We start from the raw sequence: 19072 nt of genomic DNA on the forward strand, positions 1-19072 counted from the left end.
TCAGCCGGTCGGACGACGTCAGGTTGCGCTGCGCTCGTCGTCCATGGCGTCGAACACCGCCTCGACGGTCTGTTCGTCGCCGACGATGTCCTCGGTGCGTCCTTCGGTCATCAGCCTGCGCCAGACCTGGGAATCGAACTCCATGGGGTCGTTGCGTTCGAGGAACTCCATGACGACCTGCACAAAGCGTTCCGGGTCGTCGTGGAAGGGAAAGTGACCCGATCCCTCGAATGTCGACAGTTCGCTGTGACCGATCGCAGAATTCGCGATCAGTGCGTGTTCGTACGGGATGACCGTGTCGTCGTCACCCCAGACGATCAACACTGGCAGGTATTCGGTCAGATAACAGCGGTCGAGCATCGTCACGGACTGTCCGCGCCAGTCGACCACCGCACGCAGGGTGCGGAGGAAGGCTGCCGATGCGGTAGGGGCCGCAAGGTCGCCGAGGACGCGCAGGAGATCCTCGTGATCGTTGAGCATGCGTTTGGGTGACAGCCCCTGCGGCAGGTCGGCGAACCCCGGCGGTGTGGGCGTCGCGGTGATCGCCGCGGCGCCGAGGCGGAGTGCCGATAGCGCACCGGGCAGGCGCAGTGCCGCCAGCGCGCTGTTGACCAGCGGCAAGGTCACCAGTCGCAGGGCAGGATTGACCTCGCGACTGACACCACCCGCGGCGACGAGCACCAATCGCTCCACGAACCGCGGGAACTGGTAGCAGAACTGCATCGCAACGCCACCACCGAGTGAATGCCCGACGACGGTCACCTTGCTGATCCCGAGCACCACGAGTAGATCACGCATACCGTTGGCAAAAGCGGGCACCGAGTAGTCGGCGCGAGGTTTATCGGAACGTCCGTGTCCCAGCAGATCGGGCGCGATCACCGTGTAGTGCTGGGCCAGCATCGGGATGACCTCGTTCCAGGTCGACGAGTTGTCGCCGATGCCGTGGATGAGAAGCAGCGCCGGTCCGCTGCCCGCGATGCGATATGCCCGCCGGTAGCCGTGGATGACCTTGTACTCGACGCGGACCTCGGTGTCGGAGACAGGGCGTAGATTCGGAGACGACGCACCGCCGGATCGTTTGACTCCGCCGACTCGGGTCGGGGCTTCTGACACGTCTCACTCCTCGCGTGATCACATCGGCGTGATTCTCGGTTGGCGCGGCATGTGACCAGAACGCCTTCTCCTTCGAGTTAACACCCGATGGGCGCAGTCTGCCCACCATGTTGCAGCGAGTTAACGTCAGCGCAAACGAGTGTGCTCGACCACATCGCGGGTATCCGACAGTGGCTAGGCTTGCGGACAATGAACCCGTTCGACATCGACGCGTTTCTCACCACGGGCGGACTCGTCGGGCTGTGCGTACTGATTTTCGTCGAAACCGGGCTGCTCATCGGCTTCATCTTTCCCGGTGACTCGATCCTGTTCACTGCCGGCGTGTTCGCCGCCCAGCCTCAACCGTTCGCCCCGCTGTGGGTGTTGTGCGTCGTGGTTCCGGTCGCGGCGATGTTGGGTGACCAATGTGGATTCCTCATCGGTCGGCGATTGGGTCGCGGAGTACTCGAGGGACGCTTGATGCGCACGATCGGACCCACCTACGTCGAGCGGACGCACCGGTTCTTCGATCGGTTCGGTCCGCTGACCGTGTTCTTCGGGCGGTTCATCGGGATCGTCCGCACCGTGACACCCGTCGTCGCCGGCTTCAGCGGGATGCGTCACTCGGTGTTCACTCTCTTCAGTGTCCTCGGGAGCATCGTATGGGCAGCGGGGATCATCGTGCTCGGATACTTTCTGGGGTCTGTCCCGATCATCCGCGACCACCTCGAACTGATCATCGTCGCGTCTGTGTTGACGGTTGTGGTGCCGACACTCATCGAGGGTGTTCGACGCTGGCGGGCGCTGCGTCGAATGAAGGGGGACGACGCGCCAGTGCCGGCAGCCGGGATCCCCGGCGACAGCGTCGAAGGCGCTGGCGCGCAGGGTGTCGAAGGCGCTGGCGCGCAGAGTGTCGAAGGCGCCGGCGCGCAGGGTCGGGGCGCCGCGCTTGACGGTCCGGGCGCCGATCGCTCGGAAGAGACACGCCGGTAGGCCGACCGCCGCATTCTGGGTGGTCGCGAGATGTTTACACATTCGGACGTCGTGAACCGTAAAAATCCGACAGAATGACTTATCCACAAGCACGCGTCGAGGTGTCGCCGGGAGGCCCACGGGCTGGCAATATCTCATCGCACAACGCGACTGACGATCGGTCGACAGCGCGGCCGGTGGAGTCACCTACGGAGGGCACGGGGGATGCGCGACCAGATGCACGTGCGACACGACGATGTCGAACCGGGTAACGACCAGCAAGAGCGGGTTCCCGCTGCGTTTCAGATGTCCTCCGCGCGTTCACGATCCGGCGCGATCTCGGTGGTCACCACGCCCCAGGGGCTGCCCACACGCATTCGTATCGAGCGATCACAGCTCGAGAAGCGCCCTGACGTACTCGCTGACGAGATCCTGCGCCTGTGCCGACAATCCGCTATGGCGGCCGGAATCCGTTGGCGTGACGAGCTTCTCGATGCAGGCGCGACGCGGGACGTCGTCGACGCCCTCGGGTTGCCGACCACCGACGACCTCTCCCGTGCCGAGCAGTTCGACGACGAGCACGACGACACTCCGGCGTCGTGGCTGCGTCGGGTGTGAGGGCACACGAGAGCGGGCCGGTGGCGAAAGCGGAAGCACGGTTGGGATGCATGCGGACGGGGGATTGGGAATGACGGGGGATTGGGAATGACGGGGGATTGGGAATGACGGGAGCCATGGACGAACTCGAAGCGCGCGCACGGGCCCAGTTGGGGCACCTTGCCGACTTCGGTGACCGGTTGGCTGCGCTGCGCGTGCGGGAGAGCTCGCCGGACGGAATCGTGACCGCAGAGGTTGACGGCAGCGGAGCGCTGACCGGCCTGTGGCTGGCTGACGACGCCGCACGAGTGGGCGAGACCCGGCTCGGTGAACAGATCGTCGCGACCGCACTGCTCGGCGCCCAACGGGTGTTCGCAGCGCGAGCTGCACTCACCGAAGAGTTCACCTCGGCCTTCACCGAGCAACTCCAGAGCCGATGACGGCGGCGGAAGAACCGGCTGCGAAGTCGGTGGAACCTTTCCGGCTGCACGCCCGTCAGAATCCCGAAGCTCCGACAACCGCAGATCTGCAGACGCGAATCAACGACAAGGGGACCACATGGACGACGTGAGGGTGACACCTGAAGTGCTGCAGGGCTTTGCAGCCACCAACGCGGCGATCGGCACGGCGGTGGGTGCGGCAGGCACGATCGACGCGGCAGCCAACACCGCTGCAATGATCGGCGTCTTCGGTCTCATCGGACAAGAGTTCCTCGCAGCCTTCATCACCGCCCAGGCCAACCACCTGTTCGCGGTGGGCAACCTCGCGGCGGTACATGCCTCCACGGCTGCGGCGACGATGGCCGCACTCGCCGAGTTCGACGCCGGCGACGCGGCGAATGCCGCTGCGATCCGGGCGGTGTTGTGAGTTCGCCGCCGCCTGCGTCCGATGGCGTGCACCCGGCCCCGGACGTTCCCGCGCTGGCCAACATGTCGATCCAGGACATGATCGACGCCACGCCGCTCGGCCCGATCCTCGACCGTCCGGTCGGCGATGTGCTCGCCGGACTGGGGCTGCCCCAGATACCGCAGTTTCCTGCTCTGCCGCCGATGCCGGGACTGCCGCCCTTGCCGACGATCGACGTCGGTCTGCTGCTACAACCGATCACCGATCTGCTGGGCGGTTTCGGGACCGGAGATCTCTCCGGGGCTGCCATCGATCCATCGATGGTCTTCAGTGGATTGTCGACTGTGCTCGACACCGCGATGTCGTCTGCCGCAGAGGCGCTCAGCGCGCTCGACGCACTGTGGGCCGGCCAGGCGTCGACGGGTGCGACGACGAAGACGGCGCAGGCAAGCGTCGACAGCGCGGCACTGTCGACGCAGGGAGGGGTGATGTCGATCGACATCCAGGCGGCGGCCGGGATCGTGGCGGCGGGCCTTGCAACGGTGCAGGGGATCATCGCGGCGACGATCGGCAAGATCGCGGTGCTGGGTCCCGGCCTGGTGACACCGATCGGGCAGAGTGTCGCAGTCGGATTCGCGGCCGAGGGCTTGGCCGAGGCGACTGCCGCGGTAGCGGTGACCAGAGCCCAGTTGCTGGGTCCGACAACACAGATGGTCGTCAATGGTGCGCCGGTCAACGTCACAAGTCCGCCGACGGCCGCGACGTCGGCAGCACAGTCGTCCTTCGCGCTGGCCAGCTCGATCCTCGGCGCCGTGTCACCTCTGGTGTCCACCGCGGCCCAACTTCCGTCCGCGTTGCTGAACCCGGTCAGTGACATGCTCGGCACGGAGTCGATCACCGATGGGGAGGCAGTGCGTGGCGAGCACCTCGTCGGCGGCGACGGCCCCGAATCGTCCGGCCCCGGTGGTGGATCGGGTGATGCCAGGGTCGCCGCAGCAAGCGCGGGTGGTCTGGGTGCCGGGGGCCTGGGAGTAGGCGTGGGTACTGGGTCGGTGCCGCTGGGTGCCGCGCGCCCTGGAATGCCTGCCCCAGGTGCGACCGAGCCGGCGTCGTTGACTCCATCGCAGACAACCCGCACGCCCGCTGCAACGACCACACCGGTGCCCGCATCGATGGCGCCGATGATGGCGGCGGGCGCGGCCCGCGGCGCCGGCGAAGCGGCTGAGCACCATGAGATCCCCGACTACCTGATCACAGAGGAGCACGGACAGCAGGTCGTCGGCGATTCCCGCACGGTGGCTCCGTCGGTGATCGGCGCCCACACCGTGGAGCCGGAACCGGCGCCGACGCCGGATATCGAACTGCGCCTGCGATGGGACGAGTCGGTACACGAATCCACCGGACCGCAGCGCTGACCACCCTTTTCGCCGACCAACATCCCAGACACCCGGAGGTACTCCGTGCCAGAACCCAAGCTCAGCGTCGAAGCTGACGAACTCCTCACCGCCGCTGCTGATCTCGACCGACTTGCGGACCGGGTCGAACGTTCGGTCATCGGTGCGTCAGATCGGAAGACCATCGCGGCGGCCGGACGAGACGAGGTGTCGGTCGCGGTGGCGAGTTCCTTCGATGCCGTCGCGCAGGGGTTCGACGACGATGCGGCGTCCGGAGTCCTCGAGCTCCGCAAACTCGCCGCCACATTGCGGGCGCAGTCGACGCGCATCGTCGGGGCCGACGAAGAGATCGCACGCTCGATGCGCACCTGAGATCTGCCACGAGCGCGATCCGCGAAGGAACTCGAGGTGACAACTGCCGGCGGCCGACGCGGCAGTAGTGCCACTCGTACCAAGAAGGGAGGATGAGATGACCGGCTTCACCGGCGTCATCTGGGACGCACGTACCACCGATCGGCTGGTCTCCGACCTCTCCTGCGGTGTCGGGTCGGCGCACCTGATCGACGCGGGACACGCCTGGACTTCCGTCGCGGCGGAGATGGCCGACGCGGCAATGGAATACCGTGCGATTCTGTCGCGTGTGGCCGACGCCTGGCAATCGGCACACGCCGGCGCGGCGCTTGAACGCATCGATGTGCTGGGTCGCTGGTTCGCCGACGCCGCGGCAGCCGCATCGTCGAACGCGGTGCTGGCGCTGGAACAGGGCGCTGCGGCAGCGGTTGCCCGGCTGGCAATGCCTGCTGCGCCGGAGGTCGAGTTGGTCGATGGGCTTCGCGACCTCGCGAGTTCGGTAAGTGCAGTCGCTCCGGTGATCACGGGTGCCGCCGCATATGCCGAACGTGCCCGACACGATCAGCGCATGCGGGCAGCTCGAGTGATGGAGACCTATGAGCAGGCGGCGACGCCCGCGGCAAAATCCTGGCACGTCCACAGTCCTGCGCCGCAGGTGGTTTCCGATGCGGCTCTGCACGCCGAGCAGGGTGCGGCGCGAAGCACACGCGTTCGAGCCGATGCCGCACCTGGTGCGGCATCGACAACCGCGGCGCGACCTGGTGCCGTCATGCCGACTGTCTCAACGGCGGTGGCGACACCTGTCAGAGCGGGATACGCCCCGACGACACTTGCGTCCGTTGCGCAGGCCGCGCAGGCAGCACCGACACCTGTCCAGCGGCCCGCGTCGTCGGAGACGATGCCGCCTCCCGTGGCGCCGGTTCCTGCGGCGGCCGTTGCCACCGAGCACAGAATGGCGCGGTCGGCGGTCCCGGTTCACTGTTCCGACGGAGCCGGTTCGGTGGACGGTGCGAGTATCGCCCACGAGTCACCCGCAACCTGGGCCGCAGCGAGTGTTGCCACGACGCCGCACGTGGTGATCGACGCCGAGGCGCACGCGGGTGCGCCGATGCTCGACCCCGCCTATTTCGAGCAGACGCTGCGGCTCGGGGAAGGGGACACACGATGATCTGGACTGCCACCAGGGGCGGACGAGTAGATGTCGCCCTGCTGCGTCGTGCGGGTGCGAGGCGTGGTGTCCTCACCTGGCCGGTGGTCCTCGACATGGTGGGTACCGAGGACGACGCCGAGCGTGTGCGCGCTGCGTTCTCGGCGGCCGACGGGCGACTCGAGGAGCTCGGCCTCGTCGACGATCTGGGCGATCCCGTGCCGTGGCTGGCGACCGCGACGACGGTACTCGCCCGGCCCGACCGTGAGTTGGAGATCCGAACGTTCAGTGAATCCGGCTCTGTCCGTGCGTGTCTCGCGCGACGCAACGGCGAGCATGTCCTGGCGATACGCAGCGGTGACATCGTCGACGTGACGGTGGTCGACCCTGCCGACACGGCCGCGCTCGCCACGCTTGTTCGTCGCTACTGCGTCGATAGTGCTGATGACGTCGGGGCTGCCGGCCAGGCGATGGACGTGCGGCCGCTCGAATTCGCTGCGCTGGCGTGTCCCTGCGATGAGCTCGCCGATCGGCTCGGGCGCTGCCGGCATGGTGACGACGTTGCGCGCACGCTCGCCCGGTTGGGTATGCCGGTGGGCGATTCCCGCACCGTGGCAAGCGCTCTCGCGACCATCGGCCGTCGAACCGAGATCGTCGCGGTCTCCCGCCTCGACGGTTCGCTCACGCAGTCACCCGGGGCGCTCGGCATCGTGGACACCGCACGTGGTCGGATCGTGGCCGGTCCCAGTAGATCTCCCGACGGCAGGGTGTGGACCACGCTGTCGCCGGGTTCGGGTCAACGCATCAGTCAGGCGGTAGGTCTGCTGATCGAGACCCTTCCCGACGGATGGTGGCCCCGGTGACGTCGGGGCCGACCGCTCGGAAAACGACACCGGAACCGATTCCGGTTGTCGTGCGCACCACCGGTATCTGACTGCCGGATACCGCAAGGCACCGGGTTTCGGTGCTTGATACAGGAGGATCTGAAGATGCTCAATCTCGGTGACAACGGCTCGGGAGCGGTCAAGGTCGACGTCGAATCGGCCATGGCCACAACAAAATCAGTGGCGGGCGTGGTGGCCGACATGCAGGAGACCATCGGACGCATCGCACGCGCGTCGTCGAACGGCGCTGCGTCGTGGCAGGGGAGGGCATCGGCTGCGTTCACCGACACCCACGCCGACTGGAACTCCTCTGCGCTGGCACTGCACAACGCGCTCGACGACATCCGGAACAAGCTCAGCAGTGGTTTCGCCGGCTACGACGACAACGATGCCCAGATCGCCGGGGGCTTCCAGCCCGGTGGCGTCCGGCTCTGAGCGGCCGAGCTGTCGCGGGACCGTGCGCCTCCCACGACACGCGTGTGGCGCCCACGGCTTCCGGCTTCCGCCGCACACACGCTGAAACAACTTCGAACACAAACATATTCACGCTCGGTTGCACATGGTCGAGCGGTCAGAAGGGAAACCGGAAATGGCACAAATCGAATACAACTTCGCTAGTCTCGGCGACCTCAGTGGGAATCTCCAGTCGGAGTTCGGGCGACTGAGCGACCTCGCCGACGAGCTCAAGCGGCAGGTCCACTCTCTCGACTCGGTCTGGACGTCGACCACTGCCAAGGCGGCCTACGAACAGGCGCAGGCGAACTGGGATCGCATCTTCCTGCAGTCGCGCGACCAGTTGTCCGGCCTGCACCGCGGCGTGCAGAACGCGTCGAACACGATGTCAGAACTCGACGGTGCGATCGGCCGCGGGTTCGGCTCGATCTGACTGCGGGCCTCGCGGTGTGGGTGCCGCTGTGCGTCGGCCGGATGCACCCACACCGCCACCGCGCGCGATGTGATCGTGGGCATGTCCGTTCTGGGGTGCTCGGTTAGAGTCTTCAGGCGACAAGGCTCGCCCACGACGTTCGTCGTCGGGAAGGACAGTGCAGTCGATGGAAGGACAACACGGTGTCGGCTGAAGGCTCCAAGAAGGCGATTCTCGCGGCGCTCGCTGCCAACGCAGGCATCGCTGTCGCCAAGTTCGTCGGGTTCGCGATCACAGGATCGTCGTCGATGCTCGCCGAAGGCGTGCACTCCGTTGCCGACACCAGCAACCAGGGACTGTTGTTGCTGGGGCAGAAGCGTGCGCGCCAGGACGCCGACCAGCTCCATCCGTTCGGTTACGGACGCGCCCGCTACTTCTACTCGTTCGTGGTCGCGCTCGTGATCTTCACGCTCGGCTCGATGTTCGCGATCTACGAGGGCATCGAGAAGATCACGCACGCGCATGATCACGGGCTCGAATCGCCGATCGTCGCGATCGTGATCCTCCTCGTGGCCATCTGTCTCGAGGGGTACAGCTTCACGACCGCGATGCGAGAATCGCGACCGCTCAAGGGGCGTTCATCGTGGTGGCGATTCATCCGTAACTCGAGAAACCCTGAGCTTCCTGTTGTGCTACTCGAGGACAGCGGGGCGTTGGTCGGCCTTCTACTCGCGCTGCTCGGCGTCGGGCTGACCATGATCACCGGCAATGCGGTGTGGGACGGCGTCGGTACGTTGGCGATCGGTGTGCTGCTCGGCGTGATCGCGATCGTGCTGATCGTCGAGATGAAGAGCCTGCTGATCGGCGAGGGCGCGACCGTCGACGAAGCGATCGCACTGCGTGAGGCACTCGAATCCGGTGGCGTCGAGCGCGTCATCCACATGAAGACCCAGTATCTCGGTCCCGACGAGCTCCTCGTCGCCGCCAAGATCGCGATCCCGGCGGGCACGGACGTCGTCGCCGTCGCGCACATCATCGACGATGCGGAAGCGCGAATCCGTACTGTCGTACCACAAGCCCGCATCATCTATCTCGAGCCGGACATCGATCGGGGCGGCCCGGGTTTCGTGCCTGATCGAGCCGACAGGTCTTCGCGTTAGTCCCTCACGCGACCGGCACAGTCGGTAGCGTGTGAATCCGCGATAATCGGAAAACCGGTTGCGCGAGCACACCGTCGAGTCGGGGATCACAAGTCACTTCGGCTCCGCGTCGATCGAGAACACGGGCGACGTGTCGGCGGGCTGACTGGCACTGATGACCAGACATGCAGATGACCAGATATGCAGGGGAGAACCGCTGATGGCCAACGCGTTCACACGTACGAAGTCCGTCGAGCAGTCGATGGCCGACACCGACGAACCAGGCCACAGACTCCGCAAGGATCTGACGTGGCGTGACCTCATCGTCTTCGGTGTCTCGGTGGTGATCGGTGCAGGTATCTTCACGATCACCGTGTCCACCGCGGGAGACAAAGCGGGCCCCGCCATCTCCCTGTCCTTCGTCATGGCTGCCATCACCTGCGCGCTGGCGGCGCTGTGCTACGCCGAGTTCGCGTCGACGGTGCCCGTGGCCGGGTCGGCATACACATTCGGCTATGCGACATTCGGTGAGTTCCTGGCCTGGATTCTCGGTTGGGATCTGATCCTGGAGTTCGCGGTGGGGGCTGCCGTGGTGTCGAAGGGATGGTCGAGTTACCTCGGCAGTGTGTTCGGCTTCTCTGGCGGCACCGTCGACGTCGGCTCGCACACCATCGACTGGGGCGCAATCCTGATCGTCGCCGTGGTGACCACGTTGCTCGCGCTCGGAACCAAGCTGTCGTCACGGGTCAGTGCGGTGATCACCGCCATCAAGGTCGGTGTCGTCCTACTCGTCATCGTCGTCGGCTTCTTCTACATCAAGTCCGCCAACTACACCCCGTTCGTGCCGCCCGCCGAGCATGCGGCGGGAGAGAAAGCCTCTGTCGACTCGACGCTGTTCTCGTTGATGACCGGAGGCGGTGACTCGTCATACGGGTGGTATGGCGTGCTCGCCGCGGCATCGATCGTGTTCTTCGCGTTCATCGGCTTCGACGTCGTCGCCACCACTGCTGAGGAGACCCGCAACCCTCGCAAGGACGTCCCGCGTGGCATCCTCGGCTCGCTGCTCATCGTCACCGTGCTCTATGTGCTCGTCACGATCGTCGTCACCGGAATGGCGAACTACAAGCAGTTGGCGAGCAGCGGAGGCGACTCGAAGAATCTCGCCGATGTGTTCGCGCTGAACGGGGTCACGTGGGCGGAGAAGGTGATCGCCATCGGCGCCCTCGCCGGTCTCACGACCGTCGTCATGGTCCTGATGCTCGGGCAGTCACGAGTCGCGTTCGCCATGTGCAGAGACGGCCTGCTACCGCGCGGCCTCGCGAAGACCAATCCGCAGTTCGGGACGCCCGCGAGGCTGACAGTCCTGATCGGTGTGGTCGTTGCGGTCGTCGCAGGCTTCTTCCCGATCAACAAGCTCGAAGAGATGGTCAACGTCGGAACGCTGTTCGCTTTCATCGTCGTCGCAGCGGGTGTGCTCGTCCTGCGCCGGACGCGGCCCGACTTGCAACGAGGTTTCACCGTGCCCGGCGGTCCGATCATCCCGGTGCTCGCGATCCTCGCGTGCCTGTGGTTGATGCTGAACCTGTCTGCGCTGACCTGGATTCGGTTCGTCGTCTGGATGGTCATCGGCGTGCTGCTCTATCTGTTGTACGGAATGCGGCATTCGATGGTCGGGCGTCGTGAACGCGGCGAGGCGCCGGGCGTCGGGACCGACCGGAGCAGCGACGGGCCAAGCGGCCAGCAGATCCGGCCGGGTGAGGAAACCGAGACAGCGCGCGGGGAGTCTCCGTCCGGTACCTGACCCAAACCTCGGTGCGCACAGAGCCGTGACGCGGTCGGTCCCCGCACGGGTTCGGCCTCCGCTCGAGTTCGGCCTCCGCCAACCGTGGCCAGCCTTCGCCTCATCAGCGGTGTTCGATAGCCTCGAAGGGGAGTGACCCGTGGGCGCGCACCGCGCGCCTGCGCAATCGGACCGTCGGCACTCCGCCGACACCGCCACCCTCATATATGCGCATGGACCGGCGATGTATATCGACTGACGTGCGATTTCACGGACAAGGGGAACACATGACCATGGTGCAGAACGAGGCACCTCAGGTAGAGACGAAGAACGGCATCGACTTTAAGGTCGCAGACCTGTCGCTCGCCGAGTTCGGCCGTAAGGAGATCGGGCTCGCCGAGCACGAGATGCCCGGCCTGATGTCGCTGCGTCGCGAGTACGCCGACGTGCAGCCGCTCAAGGGTGCGCGCATCTCCGGTTCACTGCACATGACGGTGCAGACCGCAGTACTGATCGAGACCCTCGTCGCGCTCGGCGCGCAGGTGCGCTGGGCGTCGTGCAACATCTTCTCCACTCAGGACCACGCTGCGGCAGCGATCGTCGTCGGCCCGCACGGCACCGTCGACGAGCCCAAGGGTGTTCCGGTCTTCGCGTGGAAGGGCGAGACGCTCGAGGAGTACTGGTGGGCCGCCGAGCAGATGCTCACCTGGCCGGACGAGCCGGCCAACATGATCCTCGACGACGGTGGCGACGCCACCATGCTCGTCCTACGGGGTGCGCAGTTCGAGCAGGCAGGCGTCGTACCTCCCGCAGAAGACGATGACCCCGCCGAGTACAAGGTTTTCCTCGAACTGCTGCGCAAGAGCTTCGCCGCGGACAAGACCAAGTGGACCACGATCGCCGAGTCGGTCAAGGGCGTCACCGAGGAGACCACCACGGGCGTCCTGCGGCTCTACCAGTTCGCCGCGGCAGGCGAACTCGCATTCCCGGCGATCAACGTCAACGACTCGGTCACCAAGAGCAAGTTCGACAACAAGTACGGCACGCGACACTCACTGATCGACGGCATCAACCGCGGCACCGACGTGCTCATCGGCGGTAAGAAGGTGCTGATCTGCGGCTACGGCGACGTCGGCAAGGGATGCGCCGAATCGCTCGCGGGCCAGGGTGCTCGCGTGCAGGTCACCGAAATCGACCCGATCAACGCACTGCAGGCGCTGATGGACGGATTCGACGTCGTCACCGTCGAGCAGGCGATCGGCGACGCCGACATCGTCGTCACGTCGACGGGCAACAAGGACATCATCCTGCTCGAGCACATGAAGAAGATGAAGAACCAGGCCATCCTCGGCAACATCGGTCATTTCGACAACGAGATCGACATGGCGGGCCTGGAGAACTCCGGTGCGAAGCGCATCAACATCAAGCCGCAGGTCGACCAGTGGGTGTTCGACGACGGGTCGTCGATCATCGTCCTCAGCGAAGGCCGCCTGCTGAACCTCGGCAATGCAACAGGCCACCCGTCGTTCGTGATGAGCAACAGCTTCTCGAACCAGGTGATCGCGCAGATCGAGTTGTGGACCAAGAACGACGAGTACGACAACGAGGTCTACCGCCTGCCCAAGCACCTCGACGAGAAGGTCGCCAAGATTCACGTCGAAGCACTCGGTGGCACTCTGACCAAGCTCACCAAGGAGCAGGCGGAGTACATCAACGTCGACGTCGAGGGTCCGTACAAGCCCGAGCACTACCGCTACTGAGTTCCCTGCCCCGTTCGGGAGGACCACGAGACGAGCCGGGCCCTGCACGACACAGTCGTGCAGGGCCCGGCTCGAATCGTGGGTGCTGGAGAACCTAGGTGCTGTAGGAGGGCTGCGCGTTGGGGCAGAAGTACCAGGTCCCCTGCTCGTTGCTGAAGGACGCTTTGTCGGTCTTGATCTGTGAGGAGCGGTCGCCGACGGTGAGGTGGGTTGCCACAAGCGAACGTGCGACGTCGCCGTTGACCAGCACTGTGGACACATCGTCGAGGACCACTGTCCCCTGAGCTCGAGGTGTCCGGACCTGGTCACGAAGTCCGGTGCACGTGGCTGCTTTGATCTGGTCCACGTTCCCCGAGTTGTAGGCGTCGATGTAGCGCTGCATGGCCCCACGAATCGCTGCCGTCTGGGTCGCATCGGCGGGCGTGCCCGCCGAATCGTCTCCCTGAGCCGAATCGTCCGGGGCAGGCTGTCCGGGAGACTCGGTGGGGGCCGCCGGTGCGCGCGTCGCGACGGTCGGTGTCGAGTCACCTCCGCTTGACGCCATGGCTACGACGAGGACCACGCCGAGAGCGAGGATCACCACAACGCCCGCTGCGATGCCCGCGATCAGGCCCCGATTCGTCCTGGACTTCGCCGTCTGCATGTGCGCGAAGGGCGAATCCCAGCCGGGCGGGGGCCCGACCTGCTGCGCCCTGGGATACTGCTGCGCCCCGGGATATGGGGGTGCCCCAGGATATTGGGGTGCTCCAGAATAGTGAGGTGCTCCGGGATAGAGCGGTGCGCCGGGGTACGGGGGCGCTCCCGGGTACTGGGATGCAGGTGGATGAGGTAAAGCCCCTGGTTGCGGCGATGCGCCCGGCGCGGGTCGGGCTCCCGCGTGGGGCTGTGGCCCCTGCGCGGGCTGGTTGGACGACGCCATCACTCCAGGGTAGGGCGAGAGGCGGGGTGGGGTTGCCGCCCGCGGATCGCCGCTGTCCTCGACGTGACCCGGCTGCGGCTGCGGGGTGGGGTACTTCCCCCGCGGCGTGGTGCCGGGGCCCGGTGCGGGCGGGTAGGTCATGTGGCTCCTTGCGGGCTTTGCGTTCGACTCGACCATCGATGGCGGTCTCGTCGTCGACGTTATCGAACGGGTGGCGTGTTGCCGGAGGCAGTCATTTGCGAATGAGACGCTCGACGAGGCGCGTGGGTTCCGTCGAATCGGGAGAATCCGCGCCGAGCTCGATCCACGGCGAAGCCCAGCCGACGCTGGCCAGCTGGCGGTAGACGGCGTCGACACGCATCTGCAGGTCGTCGTCCCGTTCGTACGCGTCGCGCACGCGTGTCGGATCGGTTGCCTCGCGGGAGCGTGCGCGCTGCATGGCGACTGTCGCGGGCACCCCGAGCAGGAGGTGCTGATCGGGCACCGGGACGTCGAATCTGCCGAACTCGAGGTCGGTAACCCATGTCACGACGTCCCCGGATGCGTCCTGTCGCAGCCGTCCTGCACTGTATGCGGCGTTCGACGCGACGTATCGGTCGAGGATCACCACGTCGTTCTCGGCGAGTGCCGAACGGATCTGCGTGGCTGCGTCTGCGCGGTCGAGTGCGAAGAGCAGTGCCATCGCATGGACGCTCTCGCTCAGATCCCCGTGCTCGCCATGTAGTGCCTCCGACGCGATGTCGGCGACAACCGACGCGCCGTATCGCGGAAACGTGAAGGTCGACACCGCGGCACCGCGTCGCGTCAACTCGTCCATCACGCCGGCGACCAGCGTGTTCTTTCCGGCGCCGTCCAGGCCCTCGACTGCGATGAGCACACCCACGCTCGCATGGTAGGTGGCCGGGCGCTCAGAACGCGCCAGCGCGCGTCGGCGCGTCAATCACGACCGTTCGATCACGGAAGTGTCACCATTGAGTCATGAAGCCTCGCATCCTCGTGGTGGACGATGACGCCGCGCTCGCCGAAATGCTGACGATCGTGTTGCGTGGCGAGGGTTTCGAACCCTTCGTCGTCTCCGACGGAACACAGGCACTGACCGCGGTTCGGGAGGTGCGCCCCGACCTCGTGCTCCTCGACCTCATGCTGCCCGGGATGAACGGCATCGACGTGTGTCGGGTGCTGCGGGCCGATTCGGGTGTGCCGATTGTGATGCTGACCGCGAAGTCGGACACGGTCGACGTCGTGCTCGGACTCGAGTCGGGCGCCGACGACTACATGGTCAAACCGTTCAAGCCGAAGGAACTCGTCGCACGGGTGCGGGCGCGGCTGCGTCGCAACGACGAGGAACCCGCCGAGCTGCTGTCGATCGGCCCGGTCGAGATCGATGTGCCCGCGCACAAGGTCACCCGCGATGGGGTGCCCATCTCGCTCACGCCGCTCGAGTTCGATCTGCTCGTCGCACTCGCCCGCAAACCGCGGCAGGTGTTCACGCGCGACGTGCTGCTCGAGCAGGTCTGGGGCTACCGGCATCCGGCGGACACTAGACTCGTCAACGTGCATGTCCAGCGTCTACGCGCCAAGGTCGAGACCGACCCGGAGAACCCCGAGGTCGTGCTGACGGTGAGGGGGGTCGGCTACAAGGCCGGCCCGCCGTGATCGGTCGTTCTCGACGTCGCGTCAACAGCACTCTCGGTCGGTTCACCCGCGCGGCGGGCGGCATCGGCCGGGCATTCGGACGTATGTGGCGGCGTTCTCTGCAGTTGCGCGTCGTCGTCTCGACACTTGCACTGTCTTTTGTCGTGCTGCTGATCCTCGGGTTCGTCCTGATGAGTCAGATCACCGACCGCCTGCTCGAGGTCAAGTTAGGTGCCGCAACCGAAGAGGTTGAGCGGGCACGCGTGGCCGTCGAACGAGATCTGGCGAGCGGCGACGGCAACACCTCTGTGCAGAACAGGCTCCGCCAAACGAGGTCATTGCTGACCGACCGTGACGTAGACACCAGTCAGACGTCGGGAACAGTCGGCACCTTCGACAGCGTGCTCATCGTGCCGCGATCGGGCAGCGACGGCTCACAGTTCGGCGTCGGCCCGATCTCGGAGATCCCACGCAACCTGCGCGACATGGTGCAGGGTGGGCAGGTCGCCTACCAGTACACGCGCGTCGCCGACGCTGCAGGCGGATCGATCCCCGCGCTGGTCGTCGGAACGCCCACCAACTCCTCGGTACCGGGGCTCGAGCTGTATCTGGTCTTCCCGTTGACCACCGAACAGAACACCGTCGACCTCGTGCGCGGCACGCTGCTCACCGGCGGCGTGGTGCTGCTCGGTCTGCTCGCGGCCATCGCGTGGCTGGTCTCACGACAGGCGGTGATGCCGGTTCGCTCGGCGTCGAGGATCGCCGTGCGCTTCGCCGACGGTCGCCTCAAGGAACGGATGCCGGTGCGCGGCGAGGACGACATGGCCCGGCTTGCGATGTCGTTCAACGACATGGCCGAGAGCCTGTCCAAGCAGATCACCCACCTCGAGGAGTTCGGCGGACTGCAGCGACAGTTCACCTCGGACGTCAGCCATGAGCTCCGTACGCCGCTGACCACTGTCCGCATGGCCAGTGACGTCCTCTACGAAGGCCGCGACGAACTCGACCCGGTGCGCAAGCGCTCGGTCGAACTGCTCGACAAAGAACTCGACCGCTTCGAGACCTTGCTCAACGAGCTCCTCGAGATCTCCCGACACGACGCAGGCATGGCCGAACTCGCCGCCGAGCGGATGGACATGGCCATCCCCATCGACGGCGCGTTGGCGACGGTCTCGCACCTGGCTTCGGACACGGGAACCGAGATCATCCTCGACCTCCCGGCCGAACCGGTCATCGCCGAGATCGATCCGCGGCGCGTCGAACGTATTCTGCGCAATCTGCTCGCGAACGCCATCGACCACGGCGAACGCAAACCGATCACACTCACCATGCGATCCGACGGTGACGCCGTGGCGATCACGGTGCGTGACCAGGGGATCGGGCTGCGGCCAGGCGAGGAGAAGCTGGTGTTCAACCGTTTCTGGAGGTCCGATCCGTCGAGGTTCCGACGCTCGGGCGGTACCGGACTCGGCCTTGCGATCAGTATCGAGGACGCCCGGCTTCACCAGGGGCGTCTCGATGCGTGGGGGGAGCCAGGCAAAGGCGCGTGCTTCCGGCTGACCATCCCGCTGATTCGTGGCCACAAGGTTCTCGGTAGTCCATTGCCGCTCAAACCCGTGGGCCAGTCGGTCCGCAGTCTGCCACCGAAGCCTGCCAAGCCGAGCATCGGTCGGTCTGAGCAACTCGACAAGCCCGAGCAACTCGACAAGCCCGAGCAACTCGACGAGTCCGAGCACTCCGACTCCACGTCGGTTGTCCACGATCCGGCGACGAGCGGGAAAAGCAATGGGCCGGGGGCGTCATCGGGTGCGAGCGCATCGTCGGACCCGGCCGATGCCGACGACAGGGAGCCGCGGTGATGGCGCGCGCGAACGCGGTTGCGCGACAAGGTGTAGCACGCACCCGGCGGACGAGAGCGCGGAGCAGGCGCACCCGGCAACGCCTCGTCTCGTTGATCGGACTGTTCGTGACGGCCGTCGTTCTCGTTGCCTGCGGCGGAGTTCCCGACAATTCGTCCCCGCAGCCCATCCAATCCTTCAAAAGGGAGGGGCCGACCAACGCGGTGCCGGTCCCGCAGTCCGACATGGACCCTGAGGCATTGGTGCGCGCCTTCCTCGAGGCCACGGCCTCACCATCAGACGGACACGCCGCAGCGCGGCGATTCCTCACCGCACCGTCATCGGAGCAATGGGATGAGCGAGGCGACGCGATCATCCTCGACGAGATCAACACGTTCGTCGATCAACGCAGTCAGAATTCGGTGCGTATGCGGCTCGTCGGCGACAACGTCGGGGTGCTCAAGTCCAACGGGCAACTCCTGCCGGCCAGCGGGCGCGTGGAGACCACGATCAGCCTCGTCCGCAACGGCGACCAATGGTTGATCGACGGTCCGCTGCCGAATGGGGCGATGATCGACCGGAGTAGGTTCGTCGCGACATACCGATCGGTGTCGTTGTACTTCACCGATCGCACCCATCAGCATCTCGTGGCCGATCCGCGGTGGTTGTACGGCAACCAGGATGCCGATCCGACGGTCCTGCTCAACAGATTGATCGCAGGACCGGCCGAGGATCTCGCGGCGGGGGTCGACAACGGATTTCCGTCCGGCTCGTCACTGCGCGGGCAGGCGGCACAGCTCTCCGGCGGCGGTGTGCGCATCGAACTGACCGGACTCGGAACTCTCGGAGTGCGTGACCGCACATCGCTTGCCGCGCAGATCATCTGGACTCTCAACTCCGCCGACATCGGGGGTCCGTACGTGATCAACGCCGACGGCGCTCCGCTCGTCCCGGAGCGAAGTGCAGGCTGGCAGCCCGCCGACGTCAAAGCGTTCGATCCGCTCGCGACGCCGACCACCGACGTCGGACTCAACATCGTGCGCGACGGCTCGCTGCTGAAGGTCACCGACACGGGCACCACTCCGTCGGGCGGAGCGCTCGGAACGGGTCGCGACGTCCGTTCGGCGTCCATCTCGTCCGACGGCGACGCCGTTGCGGCCGTTGTCGCCGGGCGTGGCGGACCCGGTCTGCAACTGGTGTCGGGAGCCTACGGCGGAAACGTTTCGGCACTGGCGTCGGGTACGTCGATCACCCGGCCGTCGTTCGCCGGCAGTCAGGGTAACGACACCGTCTGGGCTGTGATCGACGGGAAACCGGTCCGCGCGGTGCGCGATTCACAGAACTCCACCGAAGTGGTCTCGGCGGTCGACGCGGTGTCGATCGCGTCGGTGGCCCGCGGACCGATCACCGAACTGCAGGTGTCGCCCGATGGTGTTCGCGTCGCGCTGATCGTCGGCGGACAGGTGCTGCTCGCCGTCATCGCGACTAATGAGGACGGCCAGGTGACGCTGTCCCATCCGCGGATCGCAGCGTTCAACGTCGGTAACCAGGCGGTGTCGCTGGCGTGGGCGACCGCGTCGACGCTCATGGTTGCCCGCGAGGCGTCCGACTCCCCGGTGGTGCAGTTACCCATCAACGGCGCGCCGGCATCCGGGCTGATCAGCGGCAATGTGGCGCCGCCGGTGCGTGCGGTCACCGCGGATGCGAGCACCGTGTACATCGGCGACCAGCGCGGGGTGCTGCGGCTGGGCAGCACCAACGGGCAGCCGGACCAGTACTGGACCGAGGTCGAGCCCGCGATGTCGCCGACGGCGATCCCGGTGCTGCCCTGAACCGCGTCCTGCCTGAACTCG

General features: G+C 66.0%; 19 protein-coding genes. 16 read left to right on the top strand and 3 right to left on the bottom strand.

What is annotated here, in order from left to right; translation table 11 throughout:
• Positions 1-18 precede the first annotated feature (18 nt).
• A complete protein-coding gene (locus GOACH_RS03315; RefSeq protein ID WP_005170511.1) occupies positions 19-1113 on the bottom strand; it encodes an alpha/beta fold hydrolase in 1095 nt (364 codons plus the stop codon).
• 189 nt (positions 1114-1302) lie between these two features.
• Between GOACH_RS03315 and GOACH_RS03320 the strand changes: the two genes are divergently transcribed.
• The 13 genes from GOACH_RS03320 to ahcY all read left to right on the top strand — a co-directional run bounded on the left by GOACH_RS03320 (position 1303) and on the right by ahcY (position 12827).
• A complete protein-coding gene (locus tag GOACH_RS03320; RefSeq protein ID WP_040517535.1) occupies positions 1303-2085 on the top strand; it encodes a DedA family protein in 783 nt (260 codons plus the stop codon).
• Between the two features lie 204 nt (positions 2086-2289).
• A complete protein-coding gene (locus tag GOACH_RS03325; protein ID WP_005170515.1) occupies positions 2290-2682 on the top strand; it encodes a hypothetical protein in 393 nt (130 codons plus the stop codon).
• A 104-nt stretch (positions 2683-2786) separates the two neighbouring features.
• Positions 2787-3101: a YbaB/EbfC family nucleoid-associated protein gene (locus tag GOACH_RS03330; protein WP_005170517.1), complete on the top strand. Its 315-nt coding sequence runs from the start codon at positions 2787-2789 to the stop codon at positions 3099-3101.
• A 118-nt stretch (positions 3102-3219) separates the two neighbouring features.
• A complete protein-coding gene (locus GOACH_RS03335) occupies positions 3220-3528 on the top strand; it encodes a type VII secretion target (protein ID WP_005170518.1) in 309 nt (102 codons plus the stop codon).
• Positions 3525-4922: a hypothetical protein gene (locus GOACH_RS03340; protein ID WP_005170521.1), complete on the top strand. Its 1398-nt coding sequence runs from the start codon at positions 3525-3527 to the stop codon at positions 4920-4922. Before GOACH_RS03335 ends, GOACH_RS03340 begins: the two co-directional genes overlap by 4 nt.
• A 45-nt stretch (positions 4923-4967) precedes the next feature.
• Positions 4968-5273, top strand: a complete 306-nt coding sequence (locus GOACH_RS03345) for a PE family protein (RefSeq protein WP_005170525.1) — start codon at positions 4968-4970, stop codon at positions 5271-5273.
• Between the two features lie 97 nt (positions 5274-5370).
• Positions 5371-6420 carry a PPE domain-containing protein gene (locus tag GOACH_RS03350; protein ID WP_005170528.1) on the top strand — a complete coding sequence of 350 codons (1050 nt, stop codon included), beginning with the start codon at positions 5371-5373 and terminating at the stop codon, positions 6418-6420.
• Complete coding sequence (locus GOACH_RS03355) at positions 6417-7262, top strand: ESX secretion-associated protein EspG (RefSeq protein WP_005170530.1); 846 nt, start codon at positions 6417-6419, stop codon at positions 7260-7262. The genes GOACH_RS03350 and GOACH_RS03355 overlap by 4 nt, the downstream gene beginning before the upstream one ends.
• A 126-nt stretch (positions 7263-7388) precedes the next feature.
• Complete coding sequence (locus tag GOACH_RS03360) at positions 7389-7718, top strand: WXG100 family type VII secretion target (RefSeq protein WP_005170532.1); 330 nt, start codon at positions 7389-7391, stop codon at positions 7716-7718.
• Positions 7719-7872: 154 nt separating this feature from the next.
• Positions 7873-8169 (top strand): WXG100 family type VII secretion target, encoded by a 297-nt coding sequence (locus GOACH_RS03365; protein ID WP_005170534.1) that lies wholly within the window; start codon positions 7873-7875, stop codon positions 8167-8169.
• Positions 8170-8351: 182 nt separating this feature from the next.
• Complete coding sequence (locus GOACH_RS03370) at positions 8352-9308, top strand: cation diffusion facilitator family transporter (RefSeq protein WP_005170537.1); 957 nt, start codon at positions 8352-8354, stop codon at positions 9306-9308.
• Positions 9309-9507: 199 nt separating this feature from the next.
• Positions 9508-11088 (top strand): APC family permease, encoded by a 1581-nt coding sequence (locus GOACH_RS03375; protein WP_005170539.1) that lies wholly within the window; start codon positions 9508-9510, stop codon positions 11086-11088.
• Between the two features lie 266 nt (positions 11089-11354).
• Complete coding sequence (gene ahcY, locus GOACH_RS03380) at positions 11355-12827, top strand: adenosylhomocysteinase (RefSeq protein ID WP_005170542.1); 1473 nt, start codon at positions 11355-11357, stop codon at positions 12825-12827.
• A gap of 94 nt (positions 12828-12921) precedes the next feature.
• Here the strand turns inward: ahcY and GOACH_RS03385 are convergent, their stop codons facing one another.
• Both GOACH_RS03385 and GOACH_RS03390 read right to left on the bottom strand, forming a co-directional pair.
• Entirely contained in the window at positions 12922-13887 is a 966-nt protein-coding gene (locus GOACH_RS03385) for a hypothetical protein (RefSeq protein ID WP_005170544.1), read from the bottom strand.
• Positions 13888-13978: 91 nt separating this feature from the next.
• Positions 13979-14629 carry a dTMP kinase gene (locus GOACH_RS03390; protein WP_040517541.1) on the bottom strand — a complete coding sequence of 217 codons (651 nt, stop codon included), beginning with the start codon at positions 14627-14629 and terminating at the stop codon, positions 13979-13981.
• Between the two features lie 95 nt (positions 14630-14724).
• Here GOACH_RS03390 and mtrA point away from each other — a divergent pair, with 95 nt between their 5' ends.
• From mtrA to lpqB, 3 genes are read left to right on the top strand one after another with little or no spacing between them, the layout of a single operon-like run.
• A complete protein-coding gene (gene mtrA, locus GOACH_RS03395; protein WP_005170551.1) occupies positions 14725-15402 on the top strand; it encodes an MtrAB system response regulator MtrA in 678 nt (225 codons plus the stop codon).
• Positions 15399-17240 (top strand): MtrAB system histidine kinase MtrB, encoded by a 1842-nt coding sequence (gene mtrB / locus GOACH_RS03400; RefSeq protein WP_005170571.1) that lies wholly within the window; start codon positions 15399-15401, stop codon positions 17238-17240. Before mtrA ends, mtrB begins: the two co-directional genes overlap by 4 nt.
• Positions 17240-19051: an MtrAB system accessory lipoprotein LpqB gene (gene lpqB / locus GOACH_RS03405; protein ID WP_040517544.1), complete on the top strand. Its 1812-nt coding sequence runs from the start codon at positions 17240-17242 to the stop codon at positions 19049-19051. Before mtrB ends, lpqB begins: the two co-directional genes overlap by 1 nt.
• The last annotated feature ends 21 nt before the right edge of the window (positions 19052-19072 follow it).

Source organism: Gordonia aichiensis NBRC 108223 (assembly GCF_000332975.1).
Classification (GTDB): domain Bacteria; phylum Actinomycetota; class Actinomycetes; order Mycobacteriales; family Mycobacteriaceae; genus Gordonia; species Gordonia aichiensis.